Genomic DNA, 20,989 nt, shown 5'->3' on the forward strand with positions numbered 1-20,989 from the left:
TCATGCCGTCAGCCCCACGACGACATGCGTTGTGACGACGCTTTATGTGAGTGAGCGCGATCTCGCTAATTGAAAAGTTCTTAGAAAGACTCTTAGAAGCGATCCAATATTTCCAGAGATTTCCAAGAGATCAGCGCGGAGCCTTCTCGGCCTCGAGCATCTCGGCCGCGATAGCGGTGAGTGCGTCGACCTGCCGCAGCAGTGTACGCAACTCGTCTTCGCTGAGATGTTCCAGCAGGCGGCGGTTGCGCTCCTGCGCGCCGGCGACGACCGCATCATGCGCGGCGAGTCCCGCCTTGGTCAGCGAGACCAGCACCTCGCGACTGTCTTTTGGATTGGCCGACTTCGCGATCAGCTTGCGCGACACAAGGTCTGCGAGCGCACGGCTGATCTGTCCCTTGTCCTGACCCACGGCCTCGGCAAGACGCGCGACGCTCATCGGCGGCCGCCGGCCGAGCGAGGCCACCAGACCGAACTCGACCGAGGACAATCCGGCGAGGCGCTTGTAGCGCAGCATGGCGCCGCGCTTGAGCAGGTTGGCGAGCACCATCAACCGCGACGACAGCATCACTGTGATCGGCGCCGCCGGCTCGCTTTCGTCCGCTGCGGGCGACGTCGACCCGCCCTTGCCCGGTGTCTTGCTCATGGCCCACCTCTGCCAAGAAAGCCGCGGCCTGCCAAGTCCAGGCCTCGGCGTCCCCCCAACTGCAACTAAGAGGCATTTTGAAAATCGTTGACATTGTCATCGATCTACCGTTGACTTGGTCAACGCTTCAAAGACGACCCGGCCTTGAAGGCCGGGCGGGAGGAACATCATGAGCATCACTCAGCGGGATCGCGATCTCGGCACGGCGTATGCGATGAAGCCGGCGCACACGCGCACCGAGCTGACCTCTGTCGTCCGTGGCACGCCCATGGGTGAACTGCTCCGCCGCTACTGGCATCCGGTCGGCCTCGCCGGTGACGCCACCGACACGCCGAAGAAAGTGCGCGCGCTGGGCGAGGATCTGATCCTGTTCCGCGACAAGCATGGGCGCGTCGGACTCCTGCACGCCCGCTGCTGCCACCGCGGCACCACGCTCTACTATGGCAAGGTCGAGGAAGACGGCATCCGCTGCTGCTATCACGGCTGGAAGTTCGACACCGAAGGCCACTGCCTCGAGCAACCCTGCGAGCCCGACGGCGGCCAGTTCAAGGACAAGGTGCGCCAGCCGTGGTACCCGGTCGAGGAACGCTACGGGCTGATCTTCGCCTACATGGGCCCGGCCGAGAAACGCCCGGTGCTGCCGCGCTACGAGTGCCTGGAGACCATGGACGAGGGCGAGTTCGTCGAAGCGGACGATTCCTCGATCGGCGGCGGCGGGCCCGCGATCATCCCCTGCAACTGGCTGCAGCATTTCGAGAACGTGGTCGATCCCTACCACGTGCCGGTGCTGCACGGCTCGTTCAGCGGTCCGCAATTCACCAACATGATGGCCTCGATGCCGGAGGTGAAGTTCGACAAAACGCCGCGCGGCATTGCCGTACGTTCGATCCGCAAGCAGGACGACGGCAAGGTGTTTTACCGCGTCACTGAAGCCGCCCTCCCCACCTTGCGCGTGGTTCCGAATCCGCGCGTGGCGCAGTTCGCCCGGGTCGAGTCGATCGGCTGGACGCTGCCGATCGACGACACTTCGTTCCGCATCTATGTCGCCGGCCGCGTCAAGAATGCCGGTGACATCGGCCGCATGCGTTCGAAATTCAACGGCAAGTTCTGGTGGGACATGACCGAGGCCGAGCACCAGCAATTCCCGGGCGACTACGAAGCCCAGGTCGGCCAGGGCCCGGTGACCGTCCACTCCGAGGAGCATTTCGGCCAGAGCGACCGCGGCATCCTGATGATCCGCCGGATGCTGAGCGACCAGCTCGAGGCGCTTGCGGCAGGCCGCGATCCGGTGGGTATCTCGTTCGAAGAAGGCGCGCCGGCGGTCGAGTTCGAAGCGGGGAATTACATCCGCGAAGGCTGAGCGGCCGGCTCCATTGAGAGCTGGACCTATGACAACAACAAAGACACATTGGGGGGAAGCGATGGTCGATGTGACGTCACAAGTGCCGGTGCAAACGGCCGCCGCGGCAAAGCCCTCGGCGCGGCGCTACTACGTGCTGGGACTGCTCACCATCATCTATGCGCTGAACTTCCTCGATCGCACGATCTTCAATCTCCTGATCGAGCCGATCAAGAAGGAGTTTGCGCTCAGCGACACCATGATGGGCCTGCTCGCGGGCTTCGGCTTCGCGCTGTTCTACTCCTTGCTCGGCATCCCCATCGCACGCGTGGCCGACCGGCTCAACCGGCGCAACATCGTCGCGATGGCGTTTGCGTTCTGGAGCGCGATGACGGCGCTGTGCGGCGCGGCCTCGAGCGTGACCTCGCTGGCGCTGGCCAGAATCGGCGTCGGCATCGGCGAGTCCGCAGGCTCGCCGGCCTCGCAATCGATCGTCGCCGATCTCTTTGCCAAGAACGAGCGTCCGCGCGCGCTCGGCATCTACGCCATCGGCACCTATCTCGGCGTCTTTCTCGGTTATTTCGTCGGCGGCTACGTCAGTCAGCACTATGGCTGGCGGATGGCGTTCTATGTCGCGGGCCTGCCCGGCGTCCTGCTCGCCGCGATCCTGTGGCTGACGATCTCCGAGCCGAAGCGCGGCGCGATGCAGGAGAACTTCGTGCCCGAACCGCTCGGCCCGACGCTGCGCTTCCTCGCCTCGCAACGAAGCTTTGTCATCGTGCTGATCGGCTTCTGCCTCACCACCTACACCAATTACGCGACCGCGGCCTGGATCCCGCCGTTCCTCGCCCGCGTGCATCATCTGTCGAGCGTGGAGATCGGCACCTATGCCGGCACTTTCAAGGGACTCGCTGGCATGGCCGGGACCCTGCTCGGCGGCTTCGTGGTGGCGCAAGTGAGTCGCCGCGACGATCGCTGGAAGCTGTGGGCGCCCGCGATCACCTCAGGGCTCGCCGGGCCCGTGTTCGCGCTGTGCATGCTGACGCAGGATTTCGCGATGATGGTGGCCATGTTGGCGCTCACCTCGTTCCTGGTCGGCTTTCATCTCGGGCCGATCTTCGCGATCGCGCAGACCGTGGCGAAACCCAGCATGCGGGCGCTGGCCTCCGCCCTCGTCGCGCTGACCGCGACCTGCTTCGGCCAGGGTGTCGGCCCGCTCGCGGTGGGAATGGTCAATGACGCGCTGAAGGGCAGCTATGGCACCGATGCGGTGCGCTATTCGCTGCTCTCGGCCGCGATCACGACCACCCTCGGCGCCCTCCTGTTCGTCTGGGCGGCCCGCCCGATCCGGGCCGATATCGCTCGCGCCGCGGCCTGAAACCTGTTTCCACGGCGCCGGGGCGAAACCCACCCGGCAGCCTCATGAAACCATTTTGCGGAACCCGCGAAACCATCCAGAAACAGATGGTCCGTAAGAGAAGAGCCAACAGACGGCCGCAAAGGCCGTCGGGAGGCTCAGATGAACCACTCAATTCACTCTGCTGATCGTGCGACCCACCTGAAGATCGTGGTGGTGGCGCTGGTGGCTGGTATCGCGGTGGCCGCCTTCGGAATCGCAGCCCGTACCGGTGGCGATTACAGCCAGACCGCCCAGTCGACCCAGGTGATCAAGGCTGGCAAGCCGGTGGTGGTCACCAGCTCGAGTTCCTCGGAGATTCGCTGACGGCGCGAGAAAGGTCCGGTTTGAGACAAAACGGCCGCCTCCGGGCGGCCTTTTGCTTTCTGGCAAAGGCTCAATATCTGCTGGCAAAGATTTGATTTAACAAGAAAATCTATCAATCCGAGGCGCAGCACACGGCCTGCCTGCTGGCGCCGGCACGATTCAAACAGCGGAAAGGCGCATCGATGGTCCAATGCGGACGCTGTCGAGACCAAGGTTCAAAGCGAAGGGGGATGAAGATGTCGCCAAAAATGGCGCGAGAGACGGGGCTCGAACCCGCGACCTCCGGCGTGACAGGCCGGCGCTCTAACCAACTGAGCTACTCCCGCGTGACGCGCAGATGTCCGCGGAACGAGGGGGGACTTAAAGGCGGGACTTGGTGAAGTCAAGGACGTTGCATCGTTAGTCGCAACGTCCGCACTTCTACCAGCGGCGCATGCAGACCATGCTTAACGGTCGCGCCGGCGGCGTAGTCAGTTCAGTCCCGAATCGTCTACGCGTTCCGGAACTTGCGCGGTTTCGAGGCCATCTTCCCTCAGAACACCGGTAAGAAACAAGGAGGCCAGACATGGCGAAGAAGGCAGCCGCTCCAGCCACCATCACGCTCAAGCACCTCGCCGCCGCCATCGCGGAAGGCCAGGAGCTTTCGAAAAAGCATGCCGAGGCGATCCTGACCAACATGGTCGACCTGATCACCAAGCACCTGAAGAAGGGCGACCGTGTCCGGATCGTGGGCCTCGGCATTCTCCAGGTCCGCAAGCGCGCCGCGCGCACCGGGCGCAATCCCGCCACCGGCGAGCCGATCCACATCAAGGCCAGCAAGAAGGTCGCATTCCGCCCGGTCAAGGAACTCAAAGAGGCGATCTGAGCGCCACGTTTCGTTAAGCCTGATCCGACGTCGCGCCGGCTTGAACGCGGCCCCCGGAATGACGCTTTTCTGGTATACCGCCTTGCTCACCTGACCCGGCGGTTTGAACAGAAAATGTCCTCCCTCACCTTCACGCATACCGTGACCGAGCGCTTCCTGCGCTACGTCACCATCGACACCCAATCCGATCCTGAATCTCCCTCCTCGCCCTCGACCGAGAAGCAGAAGGATCTCGGCCGCGTGCTCGTCACCGAGCTCAAGGCCATGGGCGTCACTGATGCCCATCTCGACGACTATGGCTACGTCTATGCGACGATCCCGGCCAACACCGACAAGAAAGTGCCGGTGATCTGCTTCTGCTCGCACATGGACACCTCGCCCGATTGCTCTGGCAAGGACGTCAAGCCGCAGGTCGTGAAGAACTATCGCGGCGGCGACATCACACTATCGGGCGATCCCACCCAGGTGATCCGCTTTGCCGAGCACCCGGCGCTGAAGAACCAGATCGGCAACGACATCATCACCACCGACGGCACCACGCTGTTGGGGGCCGACAACAAGGCCGGCGTCGCCGAGATCATGGATGCCGCGCATTTCTTCATCAACAATCCCGACGTGAAGCACGGCACCATCAAGATCCTGTTCACGCCCGACGAGGAGATCGGCCGCGGCGTCGACAATGTCGACCTGAAGAAGCTGGGAGCCGACTTCGGCTACACCATGGACGGCGAGAGCGCCGGCAGCGTCGAGGATGAGACTTTCTCGGCCGACGGCGCCACCATCACCATCAGCGGCGTCAGCGCCCATCCCGGCTACGCCAAGGGCAAGATGGAGCACGCGATCAAGATCGCCGCCGCCATCATCGAGCGGCTACCGAAGGAAGGCTGCTCGCCCGAGACCACGTCAGGCAAGCAGGGTTTTCTGCATCCGATCGGCATCACCGGCGCGCTCGAGCAGGCGACGCTCGCCTTCATCGTGCGCGACTTCACCGAAGAAGGGCTGAAGGAGAAGGAGGCGCTGCTGGAGAGCATCGTCAAGGACGTGATGAGGGAGTATCCGCGCTCAACCTACCGGTTCGAGGTCAGGGAGCAGTACCGCAACATGAAGCAGGTGATCGACCGTCACCCGCACATCCTGGAATACGCCATCGAGGCCATCCGCCGCGCCGGCCTTCGTCCGATGCGCACCGCGATCCGCGGCGGCACCGACGGCTCACGGCTGTCCTTCATGGGCCTGCCCTGTCCCAACATCTTTGCCGGCGAGCACGCATTCCACTCGCGCCTGGAATGGGTCAGCCGGCAGGACATGGAGAAGGCGGTACAGACCATCGTGCATCTCGCGATGATCTGGGAAGAGCGCGCGTAGGTTCACCGCGGCAAGACGCGGGGCCCTGCACGGCCCCGCGAGGCAGCGCCAAAAACGCGATGTCCGGGGACTCGCATGAGCTTCTATCAGGACAGGATGTTGCCTTGGCTGACGCATCTCGCGATGCGCCAAGCCCAGCTCGTGCCGTATCGTACCCGGGTAGCATCCGCCGCGACGGGCCGCGTCCTCGAGCTCGGAATAGGTCCGGGGCTCAATCTCGGCTTCTACGGGCCGAGCGTGACGCAAATCATTGGCATTGATCCATCATCAAAGCTGCTGGAGATCGCGCGTGACGCCGGCCGGCGGCACGCAAGCCACCTCGAGCTGATCGAGGGCTCCGCGGAAGCCATTCCGCTGGAGAATGCAAGCGTGGACACCGTCGTGACAACGTGGACGATGTGCAGCATCCCCGACGTCAGTCGCGCGCTCTCGGAAGCGCGGCGCATCCTGAAGCCGGACGGACAGCTCCTATTCGTTGAGCATGGCCGTGCGCCCGAGGCCAGGGTGCAATGGTGGCAGGATCATTTGACCCCGCCCTGGAAGGTCATCGCGGGCGGCTGCCATCTCAACCGTGCCATCGCAGACCTGATCCGCGGTAACGGCTTCGCCGTCCACGATCTCCACGTCGGCTATATGCGGGGACCCAAGCCGATGACGTTCATGTATGAAGGTCGAGCCCTCCCACACCCGTAACAACCGCGTTGCCGCGCCCGCAATGATGCCCGAAGACCGGCATCGTCGGCGGGAACGAACCCTCACGATCCAGGTTATCAGTCGCCCCAAGCTCCGGTTCGCGCCGGAGCTTGGTCTTATCGTTTTTGCGCCGCGCCGCCTGTCCTATGTTAACGACGCCCTTCCTTTGATGCTCAAAGATGCGCTCGGGGCGGAACATCGGAGAGCCGCGTGGACCGCAGAACCGCCTGCTTGAATCAGGCCAACGCATTTCGGGAGAAGGCCATCGCCGATCCCGCGCACCATGACCAGTGGGTCGACGAAGCGATCAAATGGCTGGAACGGGCGATGGAGGCGAGTTGTCACGTGACGGTCACGGTCGAAGCCAGGGAGGACTGGCTCGTTCAAGACGCGGCAGCCGACGCACTCCTGTCGCAACGATCCGAGCGCCGCGCCTGATCGCATTCTCGTTAAGAGAGTCCAAATTCGCACAACACGAATAAATTTTTCCCGACAGGAAAAACGCCCGCCGCGTTTGTGTCTGGCCAAATCGTGATGGCGGCACGGTTTGCAGGTTCCGTCACGACGTGCGACAATCGAGCATGCTCCTGAAACGGTTCGCCAACGCTCTGGTCATGCTGCTGGTCGCGCTCGGGCTTCTGCTCGCGCCGCTGGCCGCCCCTGCGCTTGCCGTGCCCGTCTCCGGCGCCGCGCACCACCAGAGCATGAAGGGCATGTCAGACGACATGCAAGCGATGTCGGACGACACGCAGGTTATGCCGGGCGACGTGCAGGCTTTGTCGGATGATATGCAAGCGATGGCGGACATGCCGTGCTGCCCAGGACAGACCAAGGACAAGGATGACGGTCCCTGCCCGTTCGTGGCGCTCTGCCTGCTGAACATCTCGGTCCCCGCGCCGTCTGGAGCTGCTGCGCTGACCGAGCGCCAGGCCCGGCACAGCGCGCTTGTGCTGCGTAATGATCCTCTCGTCGACGGACTCGGCGCAAAGCCGCCCGACCATCCCCCTCGAACCCAGGTCTGATCGGCGTTCACGCGCCTGATGATCCCGCGCGTCTAAGCCGGCGCGCGCACCGCTGCCTGTCGCCTGGCTGCATTGCGGCTTGTCGCGTGCGGCCCTGGCGGCTCCATCAGACCAATCGAGGAATTGAATTCATGACAACGTTCAACGTCGCGCGCGCCGCCGTGGCCGTGCTGATCGGCGCTGCCCTCACGGGTACTGCGCATGCCGAAATCAAGAATTACGAGTTCCGGCTCGTTCAGCCGACCGTCAAGGCCGGAGACGATCGCATCGTGGCGGTGCGACTTGTCGACAAGACGACCGGCAAGGCCGTGCCCGACGCGGTGGTCTTCGCCAGCCGGCTCGACATGGCTCCGGACGGCATGCAGGAGATGGCCACCAAGGTCACGCCCATGCCGGCGACCGAGCCCGGCACCTACCGATTCAAGGCGACCTTCGGCATGGCTGGACGATGGCAGCTTTCGCTTGGCGCCAAGGTGCAAGGCGAAACCGGAACGGTCGAAAATAAGCTCGTCGTCACGGCCGAGCAATGAGCCGCAACCGCCTCATCGGCACTGCTGCTGCGATCCTCGCAGCGGCAGGTGTCGCGCTGTTCGCCGGCAGCAACTTGCCGCCGGACATCGGCCCCTTGCTGTCCGCGGCCGGTGCAGCGGACACCAGTGCCCCGCTCTACTATCAGGACCCTGACGGCAAACCGCTTTATTCGCCGACGCCGAAGAAAACCGAGGACGGCCGCGACTATGTCGCCGTGCCGGCGACCGCCGATACGCCCGACCAGCCAGCAACGATGAACGCGGCCAAGAACTCGGCCAAGGCGCAGAGCGATCGCGATCGCAAAGTCAAATATTACCGCAACCCGATGGGCCTGCCCGACACCTCCCCGGTGCCGAAGAAGGACTCGATGGGGATGGACTACATTCCCGTCTATGAGGGCGACGATAGTGACGACGGCTCAATCAAACTGTCGCCCGGCAAGATCCAGCGCACCGGCGTCAAATCGGAGCCGGTGGTGAGGCGGCTCGTGAAGTCGCTGATCCGCGCGCCAGGGACCGTCCAGGAGGACGAGAGACGCGTCTCGGTGGTCGCGCTGCGCTTCGAGGGATTCGTCGAGAGCGTCGCCAACGTCACGACGGGCGATCACGTCCACAAGGGGCAACCGCTCATGAACGTGTACAGCCCAGCGCTGTCCAGCGCCGCCGCCGAATATCTCTCCGCCATCAACGCCGGCGCGACCGGGATGGAGCTGAAGGGCGCGCGCCGCAGGTTGGAAAATCTGGCCACCCCGGAGCCGGCCATCAGGGAGCTCGAACGCAACCGGGAAATCTTGCTGTCGATTCCCTGGCTCGCGCCGCAGGACGGCGAGATCCTGGAGCGCAACGCCGTGAACGGCATGCGTGCGGGCCCCGGCGACGTGCTGTTCAGGATCGCCGACCACCGTCTGGTTTGGGTGCTCATCGATGTCGCAGAGCGCGATCTGGCGCAGGTCGCCATCGGCACGAAGGTAACCGTCAGGCCGCGCGCGCTCGCCAGCCAGAGCTTCGGCGGCACGGTTGCGCTGATCTATCCTCATCTCAACGCAGCGACGCGCACGGCGCGGATTCGGATCGAGGTGCCCAATCCCGATGAACTGCTGCGACCCGAGATGTATGTCGATGCGGAGATCGAGGTCGGCACGCCGGGACCGGTGCTGGCGGTGCCGGAAAGCGCCGTGCTCGACAGCGGAAGCCGCCAGGCCGTCCTGGTCGACAAAGGCGAAGGGCGCTTCGAGCCGCGCGAAGTGAAGCTCGGTCGTCGGGGCGGCGGCTTCGTCGAGGTTGCCCAAGGCGTGTCGGAGGGCGAGGCCGTCGTCACCTCGGCAAACTTCCTGATCGATGCCGAGAGCAATCTGAAGGCTGCACTGAAGGGATTTTCCGAGGCGAACGAGAAACCGGCCGAGCCGGCGGCAGGCAGCATGGAGGCGCGCCCGTGATCGCACGCGTCATCGCCTGGTCGGCGCGCAACCTGCTGCTGGTGCTGTTCGGTACCGGCTTCGCTGCTGCCGCCGGAATCTACGCGCTCGTCCATCTGCCGCTCGACGCCATCCCCGACCTCTCCGACACGCAGGTCATCGTCTACACGGAGTATCCTGGGCAGGCGCCGCAGGTGATCGAAGACCAGGTCACCTATCCGCTCGCTACCGCGATGCTCACCGTCCCGAAATCCAAGGTCGTGCGCGGATTCTCCTTCTTCGGAGTTTCCTTCGTCTACGTGATCTTCGAGGACGGCACCGACATCTATTGGGCGCGCTCCCGCGTTCTCGAATTCCTCAACAGTGCGACGTCGCGGCTGCCGGCAGGCGTGACGCCGACCATCGGCCCGGACGCGACCGGCGTCGGCTGGGTCTACCAGTACGCGGTGATGTCCAAGGAACTGAATCTGGCCGAGACAAGGACGATTCAGGACTGGAATCTCAAATTCGCGCTCGCGAAGGCCGAGGGCGTCGCGGAGGTCGCGAGCGTCGGCGGCTTCGTCAAGCAGTACAATGTGATCCTCGACGCACAGCGCATGCGAGACCTCGGCATCACCATGCAAAAGGTCCGGGACGCGATCCGCGCCAGTAACGCCGACGTCGGCGGGCGTACCGTCGAGCTGTCGGAGTTCGAATACGTCATCCGCGGAAAGGGCTATCTGAAGAGCATCGACGATCTCGGCAACATCGTCCTCAAGACGGACAAGGGCACGCCCGTGCTGCTGCGGGACGTCTCCCGGGTCGAACTGGGGCCGGACGAGCGGCGCGGCATCACCGAGCTCAACGGCGATGGAGAAGTCGCCAGCGGGATCGTGTTGCAGCGCTTCGGCATGAACGCGCTCGACGTGATCGAGAACGTCAAGAAGCGGTTCAAGGAGATCGCCACCAGCCTTCCGAAGTCGGTCGAGGTCGTTCCTGTCTACGACCGGTCGAACCTGATCTACGCCGCCATCGATACGCTCAAGCACACGCTGGTCGAGGAAAGCGTGGTCGTCGCGCTGGTGTGCATCGTCTTCCTGCTGCACGTCCGCAGCGCGCTCGTCGCCATCCTGATGCTGCCAGTCGGCGTGCTGATGGCCTTTGGCGCGATGAAGCTGCTCGGAATCGGCTCCAACATCATGAGTCTCGGCGGCATCGCGATTGCGATCGGCGCCATGGTCGACGCCGCTATCGTCATGATCGAGAACGCCCACAAACACCTGGAGCGCGCCGAGCCCGGCAGGTCGCGGATCGCGATCCTGATCGATGCCGCCTCAGAGGTCGGGCCGGCGCTGTTCTTCAGCCTGCTGATCATCACCGTGTCATTCATGCCGATCTTCACGCTGGAATCGCAGGAAGGCCGGCTGTTCAGCCCGCTCGCCTTCACCAAGACCTTCGCAATGGCCGCAGCGGCGCTACTCTCGGTAACACTGGTGCCGGCGCTGATGGTGATCTTCGTCCGGGGACGGATCGTTCCCGAGCACAGAAACCCGCTCAACCGGTTGCTGATCTGGATCTACCGCCCGGTCATCAAGGGCGTGCTGCGCGCGAAGACCCTCGTCGTCCTGGCCGCGATCGGGGTGCTCGCCGTCACGATCTGGCCCGCACGTCAGCTCGGCACCGAGTTCATGCCGAACCTCAACGAAGGCACGCTGCTCTACATGCCGACGACGCTGCCCGGCATCTCGGTCACCAAGGCGGCCGAACTGATGCAGACGCAGGATCGGATCATCAAGTCGTTTCCGGAAGTGGGGTCCGTCTACGGCAAGGCCGGCCGCGCGTCGACGTCGACGGACCCGGCGCCGACCGAGATGTTCGAGACCGTCGTCAATCTCAAGCCAAGGGAGCAGTGGCGGCCAGGCCTCACGATAGACGGGCTAGTCGCCGAGATGGACAAGGCGCTGCAATTTCCAGGCGTGTCGAACGCGTGGACGATGCCGATCAAGGCGCGCATCGACATGCTCTCGACCGGCATCCGGACCCCCGTCGGCGTCAAGGTCATCGGCACCGATCTCGTCGAGATCGACAGGCTGGCCAAGCAGATCGAGCAGGTGCTGCGTGCGGTGCCCGGGACCTCGTCCGCCTACGCGGAGCGCAGCATCGGCGGCTACTACCTGGAAATCACGCCCGATCGCTCCGCGCTGGCCCGCTACGGAATTATGGTCCAGGACGTCCAGGACACGATCGCGACCGCGCTCGGCGGCCAGGCGGTCACCACCACCGTCGAGGGTCGCCAGCGCTTCACGGTCAACATGCGCTATCCGCGCGATCTCAGGGACAATCCGAAGAAGATCGCAAGCGACATCCTCGTTCCCATGCCGGCCGGCGGTGCGGTCCCGCTCGCCGAAGTCGCGACCGTCCAACTCGCACGCGGTCCGACATCGATCCGGACGGAGAATGCACAGCTTGCGACCTACATCTATGTCGACATCCGCGACCGCGACCTCGGCGGCTACGTCACTGAGGCGCAGCGCGCGGTGCAGGCGAGCGTCCAGTTCCCGCCGGGCTACTACGTGGTCTGGAGCGGACAGTATGAATATCTCGAGCGGGCCATGGCCCGTCTGAAGATCGTCGTGCCGGCGACGCTGCTCATCATCTTCCTGCTGCTGTACCTCAATTTCCGCTCGCTCACCGAGACCCTGATCGTGATGCTGTCGTTGCCGTTCGCCCTCGTCGGCGGGCTGTGGCTGATGTGGTGGCTCGGCTTCAGCCTCTCGGTCGCGGTCGCCGTCGGCTTCATTGCGCTTGCCGGCGTGGCCGCCGAGACCGGCGTGGTGATGCTCATCTACCTCAACCAGGCACTTGCCGAGACCAGGGCGCGCTGCGCGCTCGAAGGCCAGGCCATGAGCCGCGGCGACCTCTACGACGCCATCATGGAAGGCGCCGTCGAGCGCGTCCGGCCGAAGATGATGACGGTGGTCGCGATCATGGCCGGCCTGCTTCCGATCATGTGGAGCAGCGGCACAGGGTCGGAGATCATGCAGCGCATTGCAGTGCCGATGATCGGCGGCATGATCTCGTCGACGCTGCTGACGTTGATCGTCATCCCGGCGATCTTCGGGCTGGTCAAGGGCTTCCGTTTGCCTTCTGCGGGCAAACCACGACCGCCGGCGAAGTCGAAAGCGATCGTCACGAAATTGCGAATCCCGGAGCCTGCCAAATGAGGTGAGCCAATGAAGCACGACATGATGTCGGGAATGATGGGCTACATGGGGCTTACGGCCGTCCTGATTGTCCTCGTTCTTTTGTTAGGGGCGGCAGCGTTGATCAAATACCTGTTCTTCTCAAACCGAAGAGATTGAACATGCATCGCATTCTATTTGCGGCTCTCGCGGCTATCCTCGCCTCCCCGACGGCCCGCGCGCAACAGGACAGCATAACTCGCGGGGAGCACGATTTTCGCGTCTGTGCGGCATGTCACTCACTCGAGACAGACCGCAACATGACGGGGCCAAGTCTCGCAAACCTCTGGGGCAGAAAGGCGGGAAGCCTGCCGAGCTTCGACCGCTACTCCGACGCGCTGAAAGCTTCGGCGATCATTTGGGACGACCGCTCGCTGGATGCTTGGTTGACCGATCCCGCGCGGATGGTGCCGGACAACGAGATGCCGTTTGAGGGCATCAAGGACTCACGCGTTCGCGCCGATCTACTGGCGTTCCTCAAGGAAGCAACCAAACCGGGGGCCGCGCCGGAGCGAACTGCGCAAAACCGCATGAACGGGATGGGCGGCATGATGGGAGGGATGATGGGCGGCGGGCGCGCGCCCAATCTGAAGGCCTTGGATGCCACACAGCGCGTGACCAGCATCAGTCACTGCCGGGACACCTATCGCGTGACAACGGCCGACGGCAAGACGCGCCCCTTCTGGGAGCGCAATCTGCGTCTGAAAACGGATTCCAGCCAGGACGGACCGCAGAGCGGCGCGCCCGCTATCGTGTCAGCCGGAATGATGGGTGATCGGGCGGACGTGATTTTCGCTGCGCCAGGCGAAATCTCCAGGACGATAGAAGATCACTGCTGAGCTCTTGGCTGGTCTCGACCGCGAATTACAAGCTACAGATTGTCTAGGCCGGGAGGAACATCGACATGAAGTTCATCGCTGCAATAGTCATTTTCCTCGTCTCGGCATCGCTGTGGGCGCAGACACTCTATGCCGGGATGCAGCTCCGCCAGATAAAGGCGCTCTCGGATCAAGAGATCGCAGACTTGCGCGCTGGCCGCGGCATGGGATTGGCACTCGCTGCCGAGATCAACGGCTATCCGGGGCCTTCCCATGTTCTTGAGCTTGCGGACCGTTTGGGGCTGACCTCCGAGCAGCGGGGCAAGGTGCAGGAGATGTTTGCCGCCATGAGGTCCGAAGCGATCCCTCTCGGAAGCCGGCTGATCGACAAGGAAGGCGAGTTAGACCAGCAATTCGCCAGCGGGAGCGTAACCCCCGAAAGCCTCAGAGCGGCGACGGCCGCAATCTCAATCATTCAGGGCGAGCTTCGAAACGCACACCTCAAGTACCATCTGCTTACGCGGGCCGTTCTCGACAAGCCTCAATTGGATAAGTACGCCGAATTGCGCGGCTACACCGGAGGCGCATCGATGCACTACCACCACCGACACGAGGAATAACGAACCCTAGCGGCCTAACGGACGTTCCTCTCCGCCGGCGCGACTTGTTCCAGCGAGTCACGACATCGACCGGGGTTTGTTCTAGGTCGGAGCGATCCTCAGCTCCATTCGGGAGTGCCGTACCACGACAACCGCTCCCTGAAGCGCGAGGCCGGCCATGATGGCAGCCACGATGACATCGGGCCAGCCCGTACCGGTCCCGAACACGCCGAGCGCGGCCAGCAGCACGGCGATGTTTCCGAGCACGTCATTGCGGGTGCATATCCAGGCGGAGCGCATATTGGAGTCGCCCTTGCGATAGGCCCATAGCAACCCGAACGAAGCAGCGTTCGCGGCAAGGGCGGCCACTCCGACCGCACCCATGGCGAATGCGTTCGGCAGCGTGCCGTGGGCGGCGTGCCAAACGACCGTACCGACGACCCAGAGCCCAAAGGCGCCCATCGTCAGCCCCTTCGCAAGGGCCGCTGCAGCGCGATAGCGCAGCGCCATCCCGACCACAAAGAGGCTGATGGCGTAGTTCGCGGAGTCTCCCAGGAAATCGAGAGCGTCCGCCTGAAGCGAGGCCGATCCGGCGGCAAGGCCCACTCCGATTTCGGCCAGGAACATGACTGCATTGACGGCGAGCACCACCCATAGCACGCGGCGATAGGCCCCGTTGTCGCGATGGCGATCGAGATTCAGCGGTGGGGGTGAACAGCAGGCGTCGGCCATGCCGGGCAGGATAAGACGATCATGTTACCCGGACAATTGCGGCGTCCTGCCCCCGCGACATCGAGTTCCCCACACGTAACATTATTGCGGGTCGACACTATTCCCGCCGCCATGCTACCGCATGCGGATCGAAAACCTGAGTGATGTCGTGACTTCGATCCGAAGGCCTCGAGGATTCTTTCACCTGCGCAATTGGCGCGGGCTTGTGGCCGTGTTCGTTTCGACCATGTACTTGCTCGCGGGCGCGCTGCATGGTGCGCTTGACATCGACGTGACCAGCCCCTCCGGCGGCTCGGAGATCGCTTCGATCCTCGACAATGGCCCTGCTGGACATGGCGACCCTAAGGCCGTCGCCGGCCATCACTGCCACGGTTGCTTCTCGGTCGCGGTCGTCCAGCCGGCGCAGCCGGACGGCGTTGCCGACCTCCCTGCGGAGCCGCCGCTGCCGCTTCAAGCCGCGCTTGCCGGCATTGCGCCCGATACGGACTCCCCGCCTCCCAAGCATCTGACCTGAGCGGATAGCCGGGCGCCGCATGCGCCCATGGTCCTCCTTCACAGGTCGTATTCATGTTTTGCAGGCGAACGGCCGCGCGCATGGCGTGCGCGATGGCTTTTCTCATCAGCCCATTCCTTGTGCTGACGTCACACGCCCAGACCCTGACGATGCGGGGAGCGCTGACGCGCGCGCTCGCGGCCAGCCCGCGGCTCACCGCGGCCGAGCGCGACGTCGGCATCGCGACGGGCCAGCGCATCCAGGCCGGAGCGCTGCTCAATCTGGAACTGTCCTATGAGCAGGACAACTCGTTCGGCTCCGGCATCTACCGCGGCACAAAATCGGCCGAAACCACCCTCCAGATCAGCCAGGCCTTCGAGCTGTTCGGCAAGCGCGAGGCGCGGATCACCGCCGGTGCGGCCGGCGTCGAGGTCGCTGCGATCCAGCGCAAGGCCATCAGGCTCGAGGTGCTGTCGGAGACCGCGATCGCCTTCCTCAACGTGCTCGGCGCGCAGCGGCGCATCCAGATCCTCGACGAGCAGATTGCCGCGATCGACCGGCTGACGCCGCTCTTGCGCCGTCGCGTCGAAGCCGGCGCCTCCTCGCCCGCCGAAACCGGCCGCGCCGAGGTTGCCTCTGCGCTGGTCAAGGCCGATCGCGAGCGTCTCAAGGCAACCTTGGCCAGCGCTCGACGAGAGCTTGCCGTGCTGATGGGCGATCCCGCGGCGAAATTCCAAGAGGTCTCCGGCCGGCTCGACACCACCGGACGCCCGCCCTCGTTCAAGTCGGTGGTCGCCGCGATCGACGCCAATCCGCAGCTTGTGCGCTGGACCGCGGTCTATGCGCAGCGCAATGCCGAGTTGCTGCTGGCGCGGCTGAAACCCTATCCGGACGTGCGGATCGCCGCCGGCTGGCGGCATTTCAACGAGACCAATGACGACGCGGTGCGCCTCACCGTCTCGGTGCCGATTCCGGTGTTCGACCAAAACCAGGGCAATATCCTCTCGGCGCAGGAGAGTCTTGCCAAGACCCGCGCCGAGCGCGAGGCCAACCGCAACACGCTGATCGTGGTCGCGGGCCGTGCCTACGACTCGCTCGAGGGCTCGCTGCGCGAGCTTGCCGTGTTGCGCGAGACCGCGATCCCGAAGGCGACTGAAGCTGCGGAGGCGATCTCGCAAGGCTACGGCCAGGGCCGCTTCACGCTGCTCGAAGTGCTCGACGCCCAGGCAAGCGTCACCCAGGCGCGCCTGCGCGAGCAGGAGGCGCTGCAGAATTTCCACGCCGGCGTTGCGACCATTGAAGGCCTCGTCGGCAATCCCTTCACGCTCGCCCGGGAGAGCGCAAGATGAAGACGTCATCCGCCACCCTCGTCGCACTCATCGCCGCCGCGCTCGGCGCCTACGGCTACGCGATGCTCGCGCCCGCCAGGGTCGAGCCGAGAGCTCACAACGAGGAGAGGAAGCCCGGGAAGCCGAACGAACACGTCGAGCAGGACGAGCACGGCGCCGACCGCATCCGGATCTCCGACGTCAAGCTCGCTGCCGCCGGCGTGGTCCTGGCCGAGGCCGCAAGCGCCACGCTGACGGACACCCTCGCCTTCAACGGCACCTTGCACGCCAACCAGGAAGCAGTGGTGCAGGTGACGCCGCGTTTTCCCGGCATCGCCAAATCAATCCAGAAACGCATCGGCGACAAGGTTGCCAAGGACGACCTGCTCGCCGCGATCGAGAGCAACCAGAGCCTAACGGTTTACGAGCTCAAGGCGCCGATCGGCGGCACCATCATCGAGCGGCAGATCTCGCTTGGCGAATACGCCTCCGAGCAGAAGCCGGCGTTCGTCGTCGCCGACCTCTCCACCATCTGGGTCGATCTCTCGATCTATCGCCAGGACCTCCGGCGCGTTCGCCTCGGCGACGCGGTGCTGATCGATCCGGACGACCGCCGCGGCGAGATCAAGGGCACGATCTCCTACCTCGCGCCGATCGGCTCGAGCGAGACACAGACCGCGCTCGCACGCGTCGTCTTGCCAAATCCCGACGGCAGGCTGCGGCCCGGGCTGTTCGTCACGGCGCGGCTGATCCTGGCCGCGCGCAACGTTGCCGTCGCGGTTCGAAAGGCCGCGATCCAGACGCTGGAGAACAGAACGATCGTCTTCGTTCGCGAGGACGGTGACAAGATCGAGGCGCGCCCGGTCGAGCTCGGCGAGTCCGATCCGAAATTCGTCGAAATCCGCGCAGGCCTTTCCGCAGGCGAGCGCTACGTTGCCGAGAACAGCTTTGTCGTGAAGGCGGAGATGGGCAAGGGAGAGGCCGATCATGATTGAGCGTCTCCTCGCCTTCTCCATCCGTCAGCGCTGGTTGGTGGTTCTTCTCACGCTCGCGGCCGGCGCCTTCGGCGCCTGGAATTTCGCACGCCTGCCGATCGATGCGGTCCCGGATATCACCAACGTCCAGGTCCAGATCAATACGAACGCTCCCGGCCTCTCCCCGCTCGAAGCCGAACAGCGCATCACCTTTCCGATCGAAACCGTGATGGGCGGCCTGCCCAGGCTCGACTATACGCGCTCGATCTCCCGCTATGGCCTGAGTCAGGTCACGGTCGTGTTTCAGGAAGGCACCGACGTCTACTTCGCCCGCCAGCTCGTGGGCGAGCGCATTCAGCAGGTGAAGGATCAACTGCCTGCCGGAACCGAGGTCGCGATGGGACCGATATCGACCGGTCTCGGCGAAATCTACATGTACACCGTCAGCGCCACGCCGGGCGCGAAATCGGCGAATGGCCGCGAGTACACGCCCACCGAGCTCCGGACCATCCAGGACTGGATCATCAAGCCACAGCTCCGTACCGTCCCGGGTGTGGTCGAGGTCAACTCGATCGGCGGCTACGAGCGACAATTCCACGTGCTGCCAAATCCGGGCCGGCTGATGGCCTACAATTTTGGCTTCCGGGACGTGCTCACCGCCCTAGCTGCCCACAATGCCAATGTCGGAGCCGGTTACATCGAGCGCAACGGCGAGCAATATCTGGTCCGTGCGCCCGGCCAGGTCGCAACCATCGATGAAATCCGCGATATCGTCATCGGATCCCGCGGCGGCGTGCCGGTTCGCGTTCGCGACGTCGCCGACGTCCAGGAAGGCAAAGACCTGCGGACCGGCGCGGCATCCGTCGACGGCCAGGAGACCGTGCTGGGCACAGCGATGCTGTTGATCGGCGAAAATAGCCGCTCTGTCGCGCAGCGGATCGCGGCCAAGCTGCGCGAGATCGCGAAGTCGCTGCCGGATGGCGTCGTCGCGCACGCGGTCTATGACCGGACGCATCTCGTGGAAGCGACGATCGAGACGGTTCAGAAGAACCTTTTGGAGGGAGCCGCCCTCGTCATTGCCGTCCTGTTCCTTGTCCTCGGCAACATCCGCGCGGCTCTGATCACCGCCTGCGTCATTCCGCTGTCCATGCTGCTGACGATCACCGGCATGGTCGAGACCAGGGTCAGTGCCAATCTGATGAGCCTCGGCGCGATCGACTTCGGCATCATCGTCGACGGCGCCGTCATCATCGTCGAGAACTGCCTGCGCCTGCTTGCGCAGGAGCAACAAAGGCGGCGACGCCTGTTGTCGCTCACGGAACGCACCGAAACGATCCGCGCCGGAGCCAGCGAAGTCATCAAGCCGAGCCTGTTCGGGACGCTCATCATCGCGGTGGTCTATCTCCCAGTCCTGACGCTGACCGGCACCGAGGGCAAGATGTTCACGCCGATGGCGCTCACCGTGCTGATGGCGCTGGCTGGCGCCGCGCTGCTGTCCGTCACCTTCGTTCCCGCCGCGATCGCGATCCTGGTCAGCGGCAAGGTCTCGGAGAAGGAGAACATCTTCATGCGCGGTGCGAGGCGGGTCTATGTCCCGCTTCTCGACCGAGTCATCCGTCACCATGCCGGCGTCGCCCTCGCCGCTCTCGTGATCGTGGCCGGCAGCCTGTTTGCCGCAACCCGGATGGGCGGCGAATTCATCCCGAATCTGGATGAGGGAGACGTGACGATCGAGGCGATCCGGATTCCCGGAACCAGCCTGACGCAAAGCGTCGAGATGCAGCTTCGGCTCGAGAGCGCGCTCAAGCGGGTCCCTGAGGTCGCCACCGTGTTCTCCAAGCTCGGCACCGCGGAGGTTGCCAACGATCCGATGCCGCCCAACGCCGGCGATACCTACGTCATGCTGAAGCCGAAGGAGCAATGGCCCGACCCCGGCAAGTCCAAGGCCGATGTCGTCGAGGAGCTCGAGCGCGTCGCCAACACGCTGCCGGGCACGACCTACGGCATGACGCAGCCGATCCAGATGCGCTTCAATGAACTCATCGCGGGCGTGCGCAGCGACGTCGGCGTCAAGATATTCGGCGACGACCTCGATATCCTGCTCGGGATCGCGCAGCAGGTGCAATCCGTCCTGCGTGGCATTGAAGGCGCCGCCGATATCAAGACCGAGCAGGTCGCGGGCCTGCCGATCCTGACCGTCAAGCTCGACCGGCAAGCGCTGTCGCGTTACGGCCTCAGCGTCACCGACGTACAGAACGTGGTCGAAATCGCGGTCGGCGGAAAGCCTGCAGGCAAGCTCTACGAGGGCGATCGCCGCTTCGACATCATCGTGCGCTTGCCGGAGGACCTGCGTGCCAACATTGATGCCATCAAGGCCATCCCCATTTCCCTGCCCCCCGCACCAGAGAGTGCGGCACTGACCAGAACAGCGTGGACGGGAGCAACCGGCGCGGCGCCGCGTTACGTACCGCTCTCCTCGCTGGCCACGGTGGAGGTCGCGCCGGGGCCGAACCAGATCAGCCGCGAGAACGGCAAGCGCCGCGTCGTGGTCGCAACGAACGTCCGCGGACGCGATCTCGGCTCCTTCGTCGCTGAAGCCGAGGCCGCCGTGGCGCAAAAGGTGAAGATGCCGCCGGGCTACTGGATCGGCTGGGGCGGACAGTTCGAGCAGCTTGTCTCCGCGACCAAGCGGCTGACGATCGTCGTGCCGGTGGCGCTGCTCCTGGTGTTCCTGCTGCTGTTCATGAGCATGGGCTCTGCGGCCGATGCGCTGCTGGTGTTCAGCGGCGTACCGCTGGCGCTGACCGGAGGTGTTGCGGCGCTGCTGCTGCGCGGCATCCCACTGTCGATCAGCGCCGGCGTCGGCTTTATCGCCCTGTCGGGCGTAGCCGTGCTCAACGGCCTCGTCATCATCGCCTTCATCGAGCGGCTGCGCCGCGAGGGACGCTCCGTCGCGGACGCGGTGCGCGTGGGCGCGCTGACGCGCCTGCGCCCGGTGCTGATGACCGCGCTGGTCGCCTCACTCGGCTTCGTGCCGATGGCGCTCGCCACCGGCGCCGGCGCCGAGGTGCAGCGGCCGCTTGCGACCGTGGTGATCGGCGGCATCATCTCCTCGACCATGCTGACGCTGCTGGTGCTGCCGGCGCTTTATGTGCTGTTCCGCCGTGACGGAACGAGCGAAACACCTACAATGGGCGCGGATTTGGCCGCTTCGGAGGAGCGATAG

Annotated in this window: 20 protein-coding genes and 1 tRNA gene; 18 read left to right on the forward strand and 3 right to left on the reverse strand. The window is 64.4% G+C overall.

Features of this window, described 5'->3' with window-relative positions:
* Window positions 1–130: 130 nt before the first annotated feature.
* Window positions 131–646 carry a MarR family winged helix-turn-helix transcriptional regulator gene (locus MTR72_RS17945; RefSeq protein WP_341510767.1) on the reverse strand — a complete coding sequence of 172 codons (516 nt, stop codon included), beginning with the start codon at window positions 644–646 and terminating at the stop codon, window positions 131–133.
* 169 nt (window positions 647–815) lie between these two features.
* Between MTR72_RS17945 and MTR72_RS17950 the strand changes: the two genes are divergently transcribed.
* The 3 genes from MTR72_RS17950 to MTR72_RS17960 all read left to right on the forward strand — a co-directional run bounded on the left by MTR72_RS17950 (window position 816) and on the right by MTR72_RS17960 (window position 3,708).
* Window positions 816–2,006 carry an aromatic ring-hydroxylating dioxygenase subunit alpha gene (locus MTR72_RS17950; RefSeq protein ID WP_341510768.1) on the forward strand — a complete coding sequence of 397 codons (1,191 nt, stop codon included), beginning with the start codon at window positions 816–818 and terminating at the stop codon, window positions 2,004–2,006.
* A 61-nt stretch (window positions 2,007–2,067) separates the two neighbouring features.
* Window positions 2,068–3,363 (forward strand): spinster family MFS transporter, encoded by a 1,296-nt coding sequence (locus tag MTR72_RS17955; RefSeq protein WP_341510808.1) that lies wholly within the window; start codon window positions 2,068–2,070, stop codon window positions 3,361–3,363.
* Window positions 3,364–3,504: 141 nt separating this feature from the next.
* Window positions 3,505–3,708: a hypothetical protein gene (locus MTR72_RS17960; RefSeq protein WP_341510769.1), complete on the forward strand. Its 204-nt coding sequence runs from the start codon at window positions 3,505–3,507 to the stop codon at window positions 3,706–3,708.
* 249 nt (window positions 3,709–3,957) lie between these two features.
* On the opposite strand, the gene MTR72_RS17965 is transcribed toward MTR72_RS17960, so the two are convergent.
* Window positions 3,958–4,034 (reverse strand) — tRNA-Asp (locus MTR72_RS17965).
* Window positions 4,035–4,273: 239 nt separating this feature from the next.
* Between MTR72_RS17965 and MTR72_RS17970 the strand changes: the two genes are divergently transcribed.
* The 11 genes from MTR72_RS17970 (at window position 4,274) to MTR72_RS18020 (ending at window position 14,257) form a co-directional block, all read left to right on the forward strand.
* Window positions 4,274–4,573 carry an HU family DNA-binding protein gene (locus MTR72_RS17970; protein WP_280970645.1) on the forward strand — a complete coding sequence of 100 codons (300 nt, stop codon included), beginning with the start codon at window positions 4,274–4,276 and terminating at the stop codon, window positions 4,571–4,573.
* A gap of 114 nt (window positions 4,574–4,687) precedes the next feature.
* Window positions 4,688–5,938 carry a peptidase T gene (gene pepT, locus MTR72_RS17975; protein WP_341510770.1) on the forward strand — a complete coding sequence of 417 codons (1,251 nt, stop codon included), beginning with the start codon at window positions 4,688–4,690 and terminating at the stop codon, window positions 5,936–5,938.
* 75 nt (window positions 5,939–6,013) lie between these two features.
* Complete coding sequence (locus MTR72_RS17980) at window positions 6,014–6,631, forward strand: class I SAM-dependent methyltransferase (RefSeq protein WP_341510771.1); 618 nt, start codon at window positions 6,014–6,016, stop codon at window positions 6,629–6,631.
* Window positions 6,632–6,862: 231 nt separating this feature from the next.
* On the forward strand, window positions 6,863–7,069 hold the full coding sequence (locus MTR72_RS17985; protein ID WP_341510772.1) for a hypothetical protein: 207 nt from the start codon (window positions 6,863–6,865) through the stop codon (window positions 7,067–7,069).
* 143 nt (window positions 7,070–7,212) lie between these two features.
* The gene (locus MTR72_RS17990) at window positions 7,213–7,653 is read left to right on the forward strand and encodes a hypothetical protein (protein ID WP_341510773.1); all 441 of its coding nucleotides are present in this window, start codon (window positions 7,213–7,215) and stop codon (window positions 7,651–7,653) included.
* 131 nt (window positions 7,654–7,784) lie between these two features.
* Window positions 7,785–8,183, forward strand: coding sequence for a FixH family protein (locus MTR72_RS17995; protein ID WP_341510774.1), 399 nt, complete (start codon window positions 7,785–7,787; stop codon window positions 8,181–8,183).
* Window positions 8,180–9,619 (forward strand): efflux RND transporter periplasmic adaptor subunit, encoded by a 1,440-nt coding sequence (locus MTR72_RS18000; RefSeq protein WP_341510775.1) that lies wholly within the window; start codon window positions 8,180–8,182, stop codon window positions 9,617–9,619. Before MTR72_RS17995 ends, MTR72_RS18000 begins: the two co-directional genes overlap by 4 nt.
* Window positions 9,616–12,801, forward strand: a complete 3,186-nt coding sequence (locus MTR72_RS18005) for an efflux RND transporter permease subunit (protein ID WP_341510776.1) — start codon at window positions 9,616–9,618, stop codon at window positions 12,799–12,801. Before MTR72_RS18000 ends, MTR72_RS18005 begins: the two co-directional genes overlap by 4 nt.
* 9 nt (window positions 12,802–12,810) lie before the next feature.
* The gene (locus MTR72_RS18010; protein ID WP_341510777.1) at window positions 12,811–12,939 is read left to right on the forward strand and encodes a hypothetical protein; all 129 of its coding nucleotides are present in this window, start codon (window positions 12,811–12,813) and stop codon (window positions 12,937–12,939) included.
* 2 nt (window positions 12,940–12,941) lie between these two features.
* A complete protein-coding gene (locus tag MTR72_RS18015) occupies window positions 12,942–13,658 on the forward strand; it encodes a c-type cytochrome (protein ID WP_341510809.1) in 717 nt (238 codons plus the stop codon).
* Between the two features lie 65 nt (window positions 13,659–13,723).
* Complete coding sequence (locus tag MTR72_RS18020) at window positions 13,724–14,257, forward strand: Spy/CpxP family protein refolding chaperone (protein ID WP_341510778.1); 534 nt, start codon at window positions 13,724–13,726, stop codon at window positions 14,255–14,257.
* A gap of 81 nt (window positions 14,258–14,338) precedes the next feature.
* On the opposite strand, the gene MTR72_RS18025 is transcribed toward MTR72_RS18020, so the two are convergent.
* Entirely contained in the window at window positions 14,339–14,968 is a 630-nt protein-coding gene (locus MTR72_RS18025; protein ID WP_341510779.1) for a cation transporter, read from the reverse strand.
* 205 nt (window positions 14,969–15,173) lie between these two features.
* Between MTR72_RS18025 and MTR72_RS18030 the strand changes: the two genes are divergently transcribed.
* Genes MTR72_RS18030 through MTR72_RS18045 form a run of 4 tightly spaced genes read left to right on the forward strand, consistent with a single transcriptional unit; the run spans window position 15,174 to window position 20,989 of the window.
* Window positions 15,174–15,482, forward strand: a complete 309-nt coding sequence (locus MTR72_RS18030; protein WP_445819606.1) for a hypothetical protein — start codon at window positions 15,174–15,176, stop codon at window positions 15,480–15,482.
* 53 nt (window positions 15,483–15,535) lie between these two features.
* Window positions 15,536–16,810, forward strand: coding sequence for a divalent metal ion exporter subunit IhpA (ihpA, locus tag MTR72_RS18035; protein WP_341510780.1), 1,275 nt, complete (start codon window positions 15,536–15,538; stop codon window positions 16,808–16,810).
* Complete coding sequence (gene ihpB, locus MTR72_RS18040; protein WP_341510781.1) at window positions 16,807–17,784, forward strand: divalent metal ion exporter adaptor subunit IhpB; 978 nt, start codon at window positions 16,807–16,809, stop codon at window positions 17,782–17,784. Before ihpA ends, ihpB begins: the two co-directional genes overlap by 4 nt.
* Window positions 17,777–20,989, forward strand: coding sequence for an efflux RND transporter permease subunit (locus MTR72_RS18045; RefSeq protein ID WP_341510782.1), 3,213 nt, complete (start codon window positions 17,777–17,779; stop codon window positions 20,987–20,989). The genes ihpB and MTR72_RS18045 overlap by 8 nt, the downstream gene beginning before the upstream one ends.

The organism is Bradyrhizobium sp. ISRA442 (assembly GCF_038085055.1).
GTDB lineage: Bacteria > Pseudomonadota > Alphaproteobacteria > Rhizobiales > Xanthobacteraceae > Bradyrhizobium.

Coding starts and splice junctions, on each gene's coding strand:
- MTR72_RS18045 (WP_341510782.1), top strand. CDS start 17,777: ATGATTGAGCGTCTCCTCGCCTTCTCCATCCGTCAGCGCTGGTTGGTG.
- MTR72_RS18000 (WP_341510775.1), top strand. CDS start 8,180: ATGAGCCGCAACCGCCTCATCGGCACTGCTGCTGCGATCCTCGCAGCG.
- MTR72_RS17970 (WP_280970645.1), top strand. CDS start 4,274: ATGGCGAAGAAGGCAGCCGCTCCAGCCACCATCACGCTCAAGCACCTC.
- MTR72_RS17950 (WP_341510768.1), top strand. CDS start 816: ATGAGCATCACTCAGCGGGATCGCGATCTCGGCACGGCGTATGCGATG.
- MTR72_RS18025 (WP_341510779.1), bottom strand. CDS start 14,968: ATGGCCGACGCCTGCTGTTCACCCCCACCGCTGAATCTCGATCGCCAT.
- MTR72_RS17995 (WP_341510774.1), top strand. CDS start 7,785: ATGACAACGTTCAACGTCGCGCGCGCCGCCGTGGCCGTGCTGATCGGC.
- MTR72_RS17990 (WP_341510773.1), top strand. CDS start 7,213: ATGCTCCTGAAACGGTTCGCCAACGCTCTGGTCATGCTGCTGGTCGCG.
- ihpA (WP_341510780.1), top strand. CDS start 15,536: ATGTTTTGCAGGCGAACGGCCGCGCGCATGGCGTGCGCGATGGCTTTT.
- MTR72_RS18020 (WP_341510778.1), top strand. CDS start 13,724: ATGAAGTTCATCGCTGCAATAGTCATTTTCCTCGTCTCGGCATCGCTG.
- MTR72_RS17955 (WP_341510808.1), top strand. CDS start 2,068: ATGGTCGATGTGACGTCACAAGTGCCGGTGCAAACGGCCGCCGCGGCA.
- pepT (WP_341510770.1), top strand. CDS start 4,688: ATGTCCTCCCTCACCTTCACGCATACCGTGACCGAGCGCTTCCTGCGC.
- MTR72_RS18015 (WP_341510809.1), top strand. CDS start 12,942: ATGCATCGCATTCTATTTGCGGCTCTCGCGGCTATCCTCGCCTCCCCG.
- MTR72_RS17960 (WP_341510769.1), top strand. CDS start 3,505: ATGAACCACTCAATTCACTCTGCTGATCGTGCGACCCACCTGAAGATC.
- ihpB (WP_341510781.1), top strand. CDS start 16,807: ATGAAGACGTCATCCGCCACCCTCGTCGCACTCATCGCCGCCGCGCTC.
- MTR72_RS17980 (WP_341510771.1), top strand. CDS start 6,014: ATGAGCTTCTATCAGGACAGGATGTTGCCTTGGCTGACGCATCTCGCG.
- MTR72_RS17945 (WP_341510767.1), bottom strand. CDS start 646: ATGAGCAAGACACCGGGCAAGGGCGGGTCGACGTCGCCCGCAGCGGAC.
- MTR72_RS18010 (WP_341510777.1), top strand. CDS start 12,811: ATGAAGCACGACATGATGTCGGGAATGATGGGCTACATGGGGCTTACG.